We start from the raw sequence: 12,573 nt of genomic DNA, 5'->3' as shown, positions 1-12,573 counted from the left end.
AGGCTTATGGATATTGCGCGAGCAGCTATGTATTTGATAGCAAAATAATGCACTCCAGCGGGAAGTGCAAGTGGCGCGAGCAGCTCAGGCTGCTCGGGTAGCCCGATCCATGGACAACCACATGTCACCGGCCGGCATGGGGCGTCCAAACAGGTAACCCTGTGCGTAGTCGCAGCCGTGTTCGCGCAGCCAGGCCGCTTGTTCCTGCGTCTCTACGCCCTCGGCCACCACGGGCAAGTCTAGGCTGTGGGCCATGGCGAGAATGGCACGCACCAGCGACTGGTCTTCGTTCTTGTCCACGACGCCGGCGATGAAACTCTTGTCGATCTTGAGTGCGCCCGCACGAAAGTGCTTGAGGTAGCTTAGTGAGGAGTAGCCCGTTCCAAAGTCATCAATCATCAGCTTGATGCCCAATGCGCGAATACCGTGCAGCCACTCCATCACGGCAGGTGATCGGTCGAACAGCACGGACTCGGTGATTTCAAGATTCAGCAGCGTTCCTGCCATGTTGTGCCTTGCCAGTGTGGCAGCGACACTTTCCACGGAGAGACCCCGCGGCACTTGGCGTCCCGATACGTTGATGGCAATTCCGATGGACGCGTCCAGCCCTTGGGCGTGCCAGGCTGCCAGCTGTCGGCAGCCTTCGTCCAGGACCCAAATCCCGATGTCGACGATGAGGCCTGTCTCCTCCGCCAAGGGAATAAAGGCGTCAGGGCTGATCAACCCACGCTCAGGATCGCGCCACCGCACGAGTGCCTCCATGTGCGACATGCGTTCTGTTTTCAAGTCCAAAATGGGCTGGTAGTGCAGCAGCAGCTGTTGTTGCACCAAGGCTTGGCGCAGATTGACTTCCAGGGAACGGTAGGCCTGAATGTGTTCGGCCATCGCCTGTTCATAAAACTGGTAGCTGTTGCGCCCCTCGTGTTTGGCTTTGTACATCGCCATCTCGGCGTGGCGGAGCAAATCGGCGGAAGTCTCACCATCGCCAGGATAGAAGGCAATGCCGAGACTGCCGCCCGCCCATACGGAATGGCCCAGGAGGTCGAAGCCGTGGCTGAGTTCTGCCAGCAGTGTCTTGGCCATCTGCTTGGCCGATTGCGTATCGCTGACATTCGGAAAAATCAGAACAAACTCGTCACCACCCAGCCGGGCCACGGTGTCCACCGTGCCCACGCACTTGCGCAATCGATCGTAGGCCTGCTGCAGGAGCAAGTCACCGGCTTCGTGGCCCATGGAGTCATTGACTTTTTTGAAACGGTCAATATCGATCAGCATCACCGCACCGGAGCGACCACTTTGTCGGGCGAGCGCGATTTCCTTGGACAAACGGTCGCTCAGCAGGTTGCGGTTGGGGGCCCCCGTGAGTGCGTCGAAGTTGGCGCGGTGGTGAATTTGATCCTCGATGGATTTGCGTTCGGTGATGTCCCGAAAAACGACCACCGCACCGTCGATCACGTGGTTGTGCCGGACCATCGTGATGGACAGCTCTGCGGGAAACATCCGGCCTGCGCTGTCGCACAACATTTCAGATGCACTGCTCCAGGACTCGCCGTTCGCGAGCGCGGACTGCAAGACATCGGCCGTTTGGGGCAAAAGCACCTGGTGCAAATCCAGGCCGAACAGCGCGGACTCCGGTTGCCGAAGAATTTGCATCGCGGCGGGGTTGACGAAAATGATGCGGCTCTGTCTGTCGATGCCGATGATGCCGTCATCCGCGGCGTCCAGGATGGAGCGGTTGCGCACGGCGAGCATTTGTCGCAGTCGTGACTCGGCCAGGATCTCGCGGGTGAGGCGCTGTGTACGCAAGGCCGCATAAACGACGGCGGCCAGCACCAGTAAAAAAAGTCCCCCCATCCAGGGAAGCACAGAAACCACCATCTTCCGCCCAGGGGTTGGGGATGGCCATGTCACCGCACCGGCGGGCTCACCATCTGCCAACTCCAGACGGACCGCCACCTGCTCTGGTGTGGAATCCTGCCCCAGTTGCAGATCACGCACCCCCATCACTTCTGCGGTGATCGGCAGCACGGAATCTGGCACGGACCGCCCGAACAGCAGCAAGGCCTCCGGGTCGGGGTTGCGTTTGGAGGCGGGTGTCTCCGTGCGGAAGCGAACTGCGGCAACCGAATAGACCTGTCCTTGAACGTTCACCAGCCCGGTTGCCGCAACCAACGCTGCGTTTCCCAACAATGGCCGATTGCGGGCCGAGCGAAGCAATGCCTGCAATGACGGGGCTGCCGTGATCTCGGGCACGGTCAGGGGCAGGTCTTTTGTCAGGGCGACAAAGGTTGCTTTGTCGCGGCCGTCGATCACCAGGCTGAAGGAGAGGCCAAACGTGGTCACTGCGTAGTCCCCCGCATTGGCTGCCCACCACTTGGTGTCTCTCTTTACCAGCAGAGCCTCGATCGCTTCATCCCAGTTGGAGTAGTCCAGGGCTTGCGTGGCGAGTTGCCGGGATTGCAGCTCCAGCAAACTGCTGAACTGCCGCTGTGCATCTGCAGCCGCCAACTCGTCATGGCTATCGCCCATGTGCAGCAGCAGGAGCAGCATGGCAGCGAGGCTGAGAAAGATCACCCCTCCCAGCGCCGCAGACACTTTCTTCAGAGTGGCAACCGCAACGGAATGGACACCTTCAAACGGGCCCACTGGTGCGCTGATTGCAACAACCGGAACACTTTGCGTGTCAGCGGGTTCGTGTGCCTTCATTCTTCCTTGTCCGATTCAGACATCCAAGTGCTTTTTTTGTTTGATATTGCACGTTATCACGTTGTGGGAGTGCCGAAAAGTGTTGCGCTGCCTTTTTTGGGGATGTGCTGTCTGCGCAAGTTGCGTGTCTCCACGTGTCAGCTGGAAGGCACTCCGGTGCATGGCGCCCATTGACCGGTGCTGCTGGGTCTACCAAAATGGCCTGTTTTGCGTAGTTTTCGATATGCCAGAGGTGTCTGCCGGTGCTGTTGGGATGGCTGAAGCGGTTTCAGAATTCATGGCGGTCCGAGCAGAAAACGAGTCTTCCCATGCCCCCCAACCCGATCCGTAGCGACAGAAGAACCACCCTGCTTGGACTGACCCTCCTGCTTGGTGGGGCATCTCCGTCTGCATTGTGGGCCGAGGAGAAGAAGTTGAGCGTGATCACAGAGGACTGGGCCCCGTACAACTATTTGGAAGATGGCGTTCTGAAGGGATTTTCAGTGGAGGTGGTGCAGCACATCATTGACCGACTGAATTTGAAAATATCGATCGAGGTCTATCCCAGCATGCGCACGACCCTGATGCTTGGCAGTGTGCCCGGGACCATGATGATCACCATGTTGAGGACACCTGAACGAGAGACGAAGTACAAGTGGATAGGGCCCTTGGGCGATGGCCACATTTACTTCTACAAGAAGGGCGATAGTCCACTGGAGATCGCCAGTTTGGACGATGCCAGAAAGGTCAAGCTGATCGGATGCCGACATGCCGGCCTGGTGCTGAATACCTTGAAATCAGCGGGGTTTACGAACCTTGACCCCACTTCCACTGACGGTGAATCTGTCTACAAGAAGCTGTTGCTGGGCCGGTGTGACTTGGCCATCAGTGACACGCCGTTGGGCGTGAAGCACATTCTGAAGAAGTTGAATATGCCGGCCAGCGCATTGGTTCAGACACCGGTCAAACTGGTGGGTGCCCCTTTGTACATCGCATGCAGCACAGACATTGCCGATCAAGACATTGCGCTGTGGCAAAAGACGCTGGACGGATTAAAGGCGTCTGGCGTATTTGCGGCCTTGCAAAAGAAGTACAGCGAATAAGCCAGCGCGCACGCTGCTGCCTCAATGCCCAATAAAAAGAGCCGCCAGCCCCCATCAACAGGGCGCCAGCAGCTCCTTATTCCATAGCGTATTTTTGTGCGCCGGTCTTACGCTTCTCCGCCAAAGCGCTGGGTCAGGTTCTCGATGTATTGCTCCACCATCTTCTCAAACTCGGCTTCGGCCACGGGGCCGGCCACCATCTTCATGAGGCCGGGCAGGGGCAGGGTCAGTTCGCCCTGAATTTCCAGTTCCAGCTTGGTGGACTTTTTGTTGTCGGTGATCTTCCAGCTGCCCGACACCAGTGCGTTGCCTTCGCCTTTCACGGGTGTCCAGACAATGGTGCCCTTGGATTTGTTGGACACGTACTTGGAGGCGTACACCGTTTGCAGGCTGATGGACGCGATGCCGATCTTTTCCATCTCCCAGCGGTAGGCGCCGCCGCCCAGGTCCACCAACTGGTCAACCTTGGGGAAGTGGCTGGCTGAGGTGGGCACGTCAGACAGGACTTCAAAAACCTCGGCCGCCTTGGCCTTGACTTCAAATTCGTAACCCAGGTTGATCTCTACGGTAACGGCCATGGTGTCTGTCTCCTTGTTGTGAATGCTGTGGGCGCATGTTACTGCGCGCAGTGGTGGCCGGGGCTGGAGCTGGCTGCCTAGAATGCGCCGAGCTCAGTGCGGCCCGCGCAGTCGCTGCAGCGTGAGCTGCAGCAGGCGCGCATCGGAGCTGGCACGGTGGCGCTGCGTGCCGCGTTCGCTGGAAATTTGCGCCTTCACGTCGTGCCACTGGTCGGCTTCTGCTTCGGTCAGCAGGCTGCGCAGGTTGTCCAGTTTGAAGCGGGGTGTCATCTCGGCCGCCTCAAACAGGGCCGACAGCCAAGTGTAGTCATTGGCCCAGCCGTCGGAGTACACGGTTTGGCCGGCCAGCTGTTCGTTTAGGCGGCGGGCTACGTCTTTGGCGGGCAGGCCGCGGGCTTGCAGCAGGTCGCGGGTGATGCGGTGCAGGGACGCGGCACCTTCGTCCCAGTGGGTCCAGTCGTCCTCGGGTTGCACCAGGGTGCAGTAGGCGTGGCCGTCGGGAAGTACGTAGCCCACTTCGATCGGGTAACTGCTGCGGCCCAGGCCGGAGGCTTCAATGTCGAGCACCGTGGGCATGGCGGGTGAGAGGGATGGCTTGGGGTGGGTCAAAGGGGAGGAATGCATGGGGAAGGCGGCGCCTGCTGTTTGCCATTCTCCAGCAAGGCCCGGGCCAGGCCTGTACGGGTAAGCACTAAGGCGCCTACGCCAAACGGGTGACAATGGGCGCCTCTTTCACTTCCGCCCCAACACGCCATGGCCAGCAGCCTTCTTGCCCTCCTCGACGACATTGCCACCATCCTGGACGACGTGGCCGTTCTCACCAAAGTGGCCGCCAAAAAAACAGCCGGTGTGCTGGGTGATGACCTGGCGCTGAATGCCCAGCAGGTGGCCGGTGTGCGCGCCGACCGCGAGCTGCCCGTGGTGTGGGCGGTGTGCAAGGGTTCTTTGGTCAACAAGATGATTCTGGTGCCCGCAGCGTTGGCTATCAGCGCCGTGGCGCCCTGGCTGGTGACGCCGCTGTTGATGGTGGGCGGTGCGTTTCTGTGTTTCGAAGGCTTTGAAAAGCTGGCGCACAAGTTCTTGCACCGCGCTGAAGACGACCAGGCCCACGAGGCCGAACTGATGCAGGCGCTGGCCAACCCCGAGGTGGACCTGCTGGCGCTGGAGAAAGACAAGGTCAAGGGCGCCATCCGCACCGACTTCATCCTCTCGGCCGAGATCATTGCCATCACCTTGGGTACGGTGCAAACCAGCCCGTTTGCCACCCAGTTCACCGTTTTGGCCGGGGTGGCTCTGATCATGACGATGGGCGTGTATGGCCTGGTGGCTGGCATCGTGAAAATCGACGACGCGGGCCTGTACCTGAGCCGACAATCCGGCAGTGGTTCGCAGGCGCTGGGGCGCGGCCTGTTGCGGGCAGCGCCCATCCTCATGAAAGTGCTGTCGGTAGCGGGCACGGCGGCCATGTTCCTGGTGGGCGGCGGCATTCTGGTGCACGGCCTGCCGTTGTTGCACCACCTGCTCGAAGGCTTGCCCCTCGGCTTTGTGTGGGATGGCCTGGTCGGCGTGGTGGCCGGTGGGCTGGTGCTGGCCGGTGTGACGGCTGTGCAGCGCGCACGCCGGGTGTTGCTGTAGAAATAACAATGAAAAGTGCCTCTAGCCCTCATGAATAGTGCGCAGATAGCTCCTAAATCAATAGCAACTGGTTTGTTTTTGGCGATCGCAGGCGCGATTGCCTTCAGTGGCAAGGCCATCATCGTCAAGCTGGCCTACCGCTATGGGGTAGACGCGGTCACCCTCATCATGCTGCGCATGCTGATGGCGCTGCCTTTCTTTCTGGTCATCGTGTGGTGGACCGGGCGCAAGGCGCGCCTCTCGGGTGTGGCCCTGCCGCGCCTGACTGCCCACGACAAGTGGGGCATTCTGGGCCTGGGCGTCACCGGCTATTACCTGGCCAGCTTTCTGGACTTTGCCGGGCTGGCCTACATCTCGGCCTCGCTGGAGCGGCTGATCCTGTATCTGAACCCCACGCTGGTGGTGCTGCTGGGTGTGGCGCTGTACGGCAGGCGTGTGACGGCGCCGCAGGCGCTGGGCATGGCGATCAGTTACGGCGGCGTGCTGCTGGTGTTTGGCCACGAGGTCACATTGGCTGGCGGTGATGTGGCGCTGGGCGCGCTTTTGGTGCTGGGCAGTGCCATCAGCTACGCGCTGTACCTGTCGTACAGCGGTGAGCTGGTCAAGCGCCTGGGCTCGCTGCGCCTGGTGGGTCTGGCCACCAGTGTGGCCTGCGTGCTGTGTATCGCGCAATTTGTGGTGCTGCGCCCGCTGAACACCGCTTTTGCCGTGGCGCCCGAGGTGCTGTGGCTGTCCCTGCTCAACGCCACCGCCTGCACCGTGGTGCCGGTGCTGATGGTCATGATGGCGATCGAGCGCATTGGCGCCGGCCTGGCCGCACAGGTGGGCATGGTGGGCCCCATGTCCACCATCGCCATGGGTGTGCTGCTGCTGGACGAGCCCATGAACGGCTGGGTGGTGGGCGGCACGGTGCTGGTGCTGTTGGGCGTGTACGTGGTGAGCCGCCAGCGCGCGGCGGCACCGGTGGCCGACTGAATTATTTTCTGGAGACAACACAATGGACTTGGGAATCAAGGGCAAATGGGCGCTGGTGTGCGGCGCCAGCAAGGGGCTGGGTCTGGGCTGTGCGCAGGCACTGGTGGCCGAGGGCGTGAACGTGCTGATGGTGGCGCGCGGGCACGAGGCGTTGCAGCAAAGTGCTATGAATTTGGAAGCTGCTTACGCAGTATCCACAGGCGCTGAGGTGCTGTTTTGTGCCCAAGACATCACCACCGAGGCCGGCCGCGCCGCGGTGTTCGCCATGCGCAGCCAGTTCGACATCGTGGTCACCAATGCGGGCGGTCCACCCACGGGCGACTTCCGCGACTGGGACCGCGAGGCCTGGATCAAAGCGGTGGACGCCAACATGCTCACGCCCATCGAGCTCATCAAGGCCACGGTGGACGGCATGGCCGCTCGCGGCTTTGGGCGCATCGTCAACATCACCTCCAGCTCGGTCAAATCACCCATCGACATCCTGGGCCTGTCCAACGGCGCACGCAGCGGCCTCACCGGTTTTGTCGCCGGCGTGGCACGCAGCAGCCTGGCCGCCAAGGGGGTGACGATCAACAACCTCTTGCCCGGCAAGTTCGACACCGACCGCATTGCCACGACGGTGAAGGCCGCGGCGGCCAAGACGGGCAAGAGTGTGGACGAGGTGCGCGCTGCGCAGCAGGCGCAGATTCCCATGGGGCGGTATGGCACGCCCCAGGAGTTTGGGCAGGTCTGTGCTTTCTTGTGCAGCCAGCAGGCTAGCTATATGACGGGACAAAACGTGTTGCTGGATGGCGGGGCTTATCCGGGGACCTACTAGTTTTCTTGGGGGAGATTTTTTGTTCGCCTAAACCGCTTTTTTTGGACACCCACTCCCCCAGCCCCTCGCCCCGTCGGCGAGGGGAGCCTTTGAACAGCCGATTTGGGGGCTGCGCTCCGGCTACGGTGCTACACAAGTACCACTGCCAATAGATGGGTACGCCACGGCCAGCGCCAACGGTTGTGGTGAATAGCAAAAAACTGGTGCGGAGCCACTGGCGGACGCAGCCGCCAGCGTTGGCAAACACATTCCTCCGAAGTCCCACAACCGCAGGCACAGGCCGTGGAGCAAACTGACGCTGGCAACTTCACCCCAGTAGTCACGCAGTCGGCGCGCAACCACCAAATATGGCTGTTCAAAGGCTCCCCTCGCCGACGGGGCGAGGGGCTGGGGGAGTGGGTGTCCAAAAAAGCGGTGCAGGCACACACAAAAAGCCGCCGCAGGAGACTCAAGACACCCCCGCCTGCGCCTGCGCCCGAAATACCTTGGGCGTCAGCCCAAACTGCTGCTTGAAACTGCGAATGAAATAACTCGCGCTGGCAAAACCGCAGCACCAGGCAATCTCTTTGATCGCCGAACCATCCTCCGCCAACAGCCGGGCCGCGCGCGCCAAACGCTGGCGCAGCACCACCTGCCATAGATGTTCCCCCGTGCTGCGGCTGTAGAGGTGCGACAGGTAGTCCGCGGTGCAGCCCAGTTCCTCGGCCAGACTGGTCACTGTCAGGTCCACTTCGCCCAAGCGGTTTTGCACCAGCACACGCAACTGGCCCAGCATAGCCGGTTCGCTGGCCACGGATTTTTGCGGTGCATCCAGCAAGCGTGCCACCGCCGTCAGTGCCGCCAGCACCAGCGCGCGCTGCTGCAGCCCCCACAGGTCCTGTGCGTCGTGTGCGGGCGGCTTGCTGGCGTCGCCCAGCCAGCCTTCAATGCGCGCGGCCTCCACATGCGGGTAGACCTCCAGGTACAGGTTGGCGGGGTGACCAGGGCGGTCTTCGTGCGCCAGATGGCACGACAGGGCCTGGTGGTCGGCATAGATCACCAGGTTGGAAAACGCCTGCGCACCGTTCCCGGCCACCCACTCGTCGTGCAGCAGCTTGGGGGGCATCAGCAGGGCCTCGCCGGCGCGCAGGGTCACTTCGCCCTCGGGGAAGCGGAACGTGGTGTGGCCCTGCACCTGCAAAAACAGCTCGGGGTTCAGGTGCAAGTGCCCCGCGCCGCGCGTGGTCCAGCCGCTTTGCGCCGGGGGCGACAGCACGCGCAGGCTGCCTTGGGCCGCGCGCGCAATGAAGTCGCCCAGCACCACACGCATCTGCCGTGCGTGGGCGGGCGCGGACGGATCGTCGGGCGAAATGGCGGCCACGCAGCTGCAATCGGGCAGTGCTGGTGTTTCAAAGAATTTTGCTACTTTTGACATGTTGCTGGTATGGATTGGCGTTGCCCGCGGTATGGCAAACCCGTACGCTAGCGCAGGAATGGTGGTTTTATTTTCCTGTGTTTCCAGAATCCCTGTTATTTCTTATGCCAACCAAGATTCCTCGTACTGATTCCCGGTTTTTTGCTAGCGCTTGCCAGCCCGGGAGTGCCGCATGAGCGCCGCTGCCGTGCACGGCACCCCAGCCCAAATCCGCCAGGCCACCTGGGCCACGCGCGCGTTGTTTGCCGCCTTGGGTGTGCTCAGCGCGGCCTGGGGGGTGCACATTCCTTCGGTCAAGGCGCATTACGGGCTGGGCGAGGGCGCGCTCTCCTTGGTGCTGGTGGCGGCGGCCAGTGGTGCCGTGCTGGCATTGTTTTTTGCGGGCCGCGTGATTGGCCGGCTGGGGGCGCGCAATGCGGCGGCGCTGTGTGCGTTGGTCATGGCGTTTTCTTTGGGCATGGCGCTGCAGTGGCCCAGCTTTGCGCTCCTGCTGCTGTCCATGGTGGTGTTCGGCTCCTCGCTCAGCGTGTACGACGTGGCCATCAACACCGAAGGTTCGGCGCTGGAGACTGCGGGGGGCAAGCCCATCATGGGTGGTTTGCACGGCATGTTCAGCGTGGGTGGCATGGCTGGGGCCGCGCTGGCGGCGGGGCTCTTGCGCGCGGGCGTGCCTGCGCCCTGGCAGCTGAGCGCGGTGGGGCTGGGCATGGCGGCCTGGGTGCTGGTGGGCTCGCGCTGGATGTTGCCCACCGCGCCAGACACCGAGGCCAGCGCCCAGAAGCCGCACTTTGCCTGGCCGCGCGGCCCGCTGCTGGTGATTGGACTGCTGATATTTGCCGGCATGAGCGCCGAAGGCGTGATGTACGACTGGTGTGTGCTCTACCTGCAGCAGGAGGTGGGCATGCCCCAGGCGCAGGCGGCCCTGGGTTATGCCGCGTTTTCCGGCGCCATGGCCACCATGCGTTTTGTGGCCGACAGCCTGCGCGCCCGGTTCAGCGAGCAGCGACTGCTGCGCGCCAGCGGCAGCACCACGGCACTGGCCATGGCGGTGCTGCTGCTGAGCGGCAACCCCTGGGTGTCCTTGCTGGGTTACGCCTTCATTGGTGCCGGCCTGGCCATGGTGGTGCCCATCTTGTATGGCGCAGCCAGCCGCGTCCCGGGCACCACCCCCGCCGCAGCCATTGCAGCGGTGTCGTCCATTGGGTACAGCGGCTTCATGATCGGGCCACCGCTGATTGGCGGCATTGCCCAGCACGCCTCACTCACGCTGGCCATGGGCGTGGTGGTGCTGGCTTCCACCATCCTGGCGCTCAGTTCCCGCCACGTACCCGAGAAGGCCTAGGCAGGCGCCTGGGGGGCTATTTGCGGGAAGACAGCACGATGCCCGAGACGATGAGCACAAACGCTACGCCGTGGTAGACGCGCGGTGGCTCCCCCAAAAACAGGGAGGAGAGCAGTGCCGTGAACAGGGGCGTGAGGTTGATGAAAAAGCCCGCTACCGCGGGCCCGGCGCGCGACACGCCTGCACCCCAGGACCCATAGGCAATCACCGCGGGGCCTACCGCAATAAAGGCCAAGGCAGCCACCAGCGGCCAGCTCCAGTCGATGTGCGCCGGTGTCAGTGCCCACTCGCCCGCGGTGAACAGCGCCGACCAGCCCAGGCCAAACACCATCTGCCCCAGCAGAAACTGCGCCCAGTCGGCCCGGATGTGGGCGGACTCGGGTGTGGGATGGGCGAGCAGCCAGCTGTAGAAGGCCCAGGCCATGGAGGCCAGCAGCACATACAGGTCGCCCGGTACCAGGCGCAGATGGGTGATGACTTCCCAGTCGCCCCGGCCCAGCACCAGCACCACACCGACCATGGACAAGGCCGCCCCCAGCAGCTGGCGGCGGGTTACCGCCATCTTGAAAAACAGCCGCCCAATCAGCAGCATCCACACCGGCGTGCTGGCGCCCACCAGGGTGACGTTGATGGCGGTGGAGGTGTTGAGGGCCAGGTAGAGCAGCGCGTTGTAGCCGCCGATGCTGAACAGGCTGAGCCAGGCAAAGCGCCGCCACTGGGGCCACAGGCCGCTGCCCGGGCGCAGCACGGCACCGGCCAGCGGCAGCAGCAACAAAAAGGCAATGCCCCAGCGCAGCAGGTTCAGCGTCATGGGGGAAACCATGGGTGCCACCAGTCGCCCCACCACGGCATTGCCCGACCACATGAGGGGCGGAATGACGAGCAACGCAATTGCGGTGGGAGTGAGGCCTTTGTGCATGCGGGCGACTGTAGCAAGCCGGGCATGACCTCGCTTGCGAGCGGCTGACACGGCTTTCTGGCACCATCAGCGCCCACAGTTCACCACTACTTTGGAGATCACCCCATGACTGCCATTCCCTCCCGTGCCATCCACATCGCCCAGCACGGCGGCCCCGAACAATTGCAGCTGGTGCACGTGACCGTGGGCGAGCCGGGCCCCGGCGAGGTGCGCATGCGCCACCACGCGGTGGGTCTGAACTTCATCGATGTGTACCAGCGCACCGGCCTGTACCCGCAGCAATTGCCCGTGCAGCTGGGCATGGAAGCCGCCGGTGTGGTGGAGGCGGTGGGTGCGGGCGTGACCCACCTGAAGGCGGGCGACCGCGCCGCTTACGCCAGCAACCCGCCCGGCGCCTACTGCGAGGTGCGGGTGCTGCCCGCCAAGTGCGTGTGCAAGCTGCCGGATGCCATCAGCTTCGAGACCGGTGCGGCCATGATGCTCAAGGGCCTGACCGCACAGTACCTGCTCAAGCGCACCTTGCCCCAGGGCGGACTGAACCCTGGCGACTTTGTGCTCTTCCACGCGGCGGCTGGCGGTGTGGGCCTGATTGCCTGCCAATGGGCCAAGGCCTTGGGTCTACGCCTCATCGGCACTGCGGGGTCTGATGCCAAATGTGCCCTGGCGCTTGCCAATGGTGCGGAGTTTGCTATCAATTACGCAGCAGATGACTTTGCGGCGAGGGTCAAAGAGATCACCGGTGGCAAGGGCGTGAAGGTGGTCTACGACTCGGTGGGCAAAGACACCTGGGACCAATCACTCGATTGCCTGGCCCCGTTTGGCCTGATGGCCAGCTTCGGCAATGCCTCGGGCCCGGTGGCGCCGTTTGCACCCGGCATGCTGGGGGCCAAGGGCTCCATCTACGTGACGCGCCAGACCTTGTTCACCCACATCGCCACGCGTGAGGCCACGCAGGCCATGGCGGACGACCTGTTTGCCGTGGTGCAAAGTGGTGCCGTGAAGATCCACATCGCCCAGCACTACACGCTGGAAAACGTGCAGCAGGCCCACAAAGACCTTGAGGCACGTCAAACAACCGGTTGCACCATCCTGACCCTGTAAGTCA

11 protein-coding genes are annotated in these 12,573 nt (G+C 62.7%); 6 read left to right on the top strand and 5 right to left on the bottom strand.

Going from position 1 to position 12,573, the window contains the following annotated elements:
* Nucleotides 1–84: 84 nt before the first annotated feature.
* A complete protein-coding gene (locus AC3WS7_RS15530) occupies nucleotides 85–2,706 on the bottom strand; it encodes a bifunctional diguanylate cyclase/phosphodiesterase (protein WP_492656986.1) in 2,622 nt (873 codons plus the stop codon).
* A 308-nt stretch (nucleotides 2,707–3,014) separates the two neighbouring features.
* Here AC3WS7_RS15530 and AC3WS7_RS15525 point away from each other — a divergent pair, with 308 nt between their 5' ends.
* Complete coding sequence (locus AC3WS7_RS15525) at nucleotides 3,015–3,788, top strand: substrate-binding periplasmic protein (RefSeq protein WP_492656985.1); 774 nt, start codon at nucleotides 3,015–3,017, stop codon at nucleotides 3,786–3,788.
* A gap of 107 nt (nucleotides 3,789–3,895) precedes the next feature.
* Here the strand turns inward: AC3WS7_RS15525 and AC3WS7_RS15520 are convergent, their stop codons facing one another.
* Together AC3WS7_RS15520 and AC3WS7_RS15515 are read right to left on the bottom strand one after the other, a co-directional pair.
* Nucleotides 3,896–4,366, bottom strand: coding sequence for an SRPBCC family protein (locus tag AC3WS7_RS15520; protein WP_296472285.1), 471 nt, complete (start codon nucleotides 4,364–4,366; stop codon nucleotides 3,896–3,898).
* Between the two features lie 93 nt (nucleotides 4,367–4,459).
* Nucleotides 4,460–4,990 (bottom strand): 3'-5' exonuclease, encoded by a 531-nt coding sequence (locus tag AC3WS7_RS15515; RefSeq protein ID WP_492656984.1) that lies wholly within the window; start codon nucleotides 4,988–4,990, stop codon nucleotides 4,460–4,462.
* A 129-nt stretch (nucleotides 4,991–5,119) separates the two neighbouring features.
* Here AC3WS7_RS15515 and AC3WS7_RS15510 point away from each other — a divergent pair, with 129 nt between their 5' ends.
* Genes AC3WS7_RS15510 through AC3WS7_RS15500 form a run of 3 tightly spaced genes read left to right on the top strand, consistent with a single transcriptional unit; the run spans nucleotide 5,120 to nucleotide 7,793 of the window.
* Nucleotides 5,120–6,001, top strand: a complete 882-nt coding sequence (locus AC3WS7_RS15510; protein ID WP_492656983.1) for a DUF808 domain-containing protein — start codon at nucleotides 5,120–5,122, stop codon at nucleotides 5,999–6,001.
* A gap of 30 nt (nucleotides 6,002–6,031) precedes the next feature.
* On the top strand, nucleotides 6,032–6,976 hold the full coding sequence (locus tag AC3WS7_RS15505) for a DMT family transporter (protein WP_296472290.1): 945 nt from the start codon (nucleotides 6,032–6,034) through the stop codon (nucleotides 6,974–6,976).
* A 22-nt stretch (nucleotides 6,977–6,998) separates the two neighbouring features.
* Nucleotides 6,999–7,793 carry an SDR family oxidoreductase gene (locus tag AC3WS7_RS15500; protein WP_296472292.1) on the top strand — a complete coding sequence of 265 codons (795 nt, stop codon included), beginning with the start codon at nucleotides 6,999–7,001 and terminating at the stop codon, nucleotides 7,791–7,793.
* Between the two features lie 448 nt (nucleotides 7,794–8,241).
* Here AC3WS7_RS15500 and AC3WS7_RS15495 read toward each other — a convergent pair whose 3' ends face one another.
* Nucleotides 8,242–9,207 (bottom strand): helix-turn-helix domain-containing protein, encoded by a 966-nt coding sequence (locus AC3WS7_RS15495; protein ID WP_492656982.1) that lies wholly within the window; start codon nucleotides 9,205–9,207, stop codon nucleotides 8,242–8,244.
* Nucleotides 9,208–9,379: 172 nt separating this feature from the next.
* On the opposite strand from AC3WS7_RS15495, the gene AC3WS7_RS15490 reads away from it, so the two are divergent.
* Complete coding sequence (locus AC3WS7_RS15490) at nucleotides 9,380–10,549, top strand: MFS transporter (RefSeq protein WP_492656981.1); 1,170 nt, start codon at nucleotides 9,380–9,382, stop codon at nucleotides 10,547–10,549.
* Nucleotides 10,550–10,565: 16 nt separating this feature from the next.
* Here the strand turns inward: AC3WS7_RS15490 and AC3WS7_RS15485 are convergent, their stop codons facing one another.
* Entirely contained in the window at nucleotides 10,566–11,468 is a 903-nt protein-coding gene (locus AC3WS7_RS15485; RefSeq protein ID WP_492656980.1) for a DMT family transporter, read from the bottom strand.
* A 105-nt stretch (nucleotides 11,469–11,573) separates the two neighbouring features.
* On the opposite strand from AC3WS7_RS15485, the gene AC3WS7_RS15480 reads away from it, so the two are divergent.
* Nucleotides 11,574–12,569, top strand: coding sequence for a quinone oxidoreductase family protein (locus tag AC3WS7_RS15480; protein WP_492656979.1), 996 nt, complete (start codon nucleotides 11,574–11,576; stop codon nucleotides 12,567–12,569).
* Nucleotides 12,570–12,573 lie beyond the last annotated feature (4 nt).

Source organism: Rhodoferax sp. EU05-FHT12H12, assembly GCF_058791215.1.
Note: the sequence above shows the minus strand (reverse complement) of the source record. Positions and strands in the feature narration are given on the sequence as shown.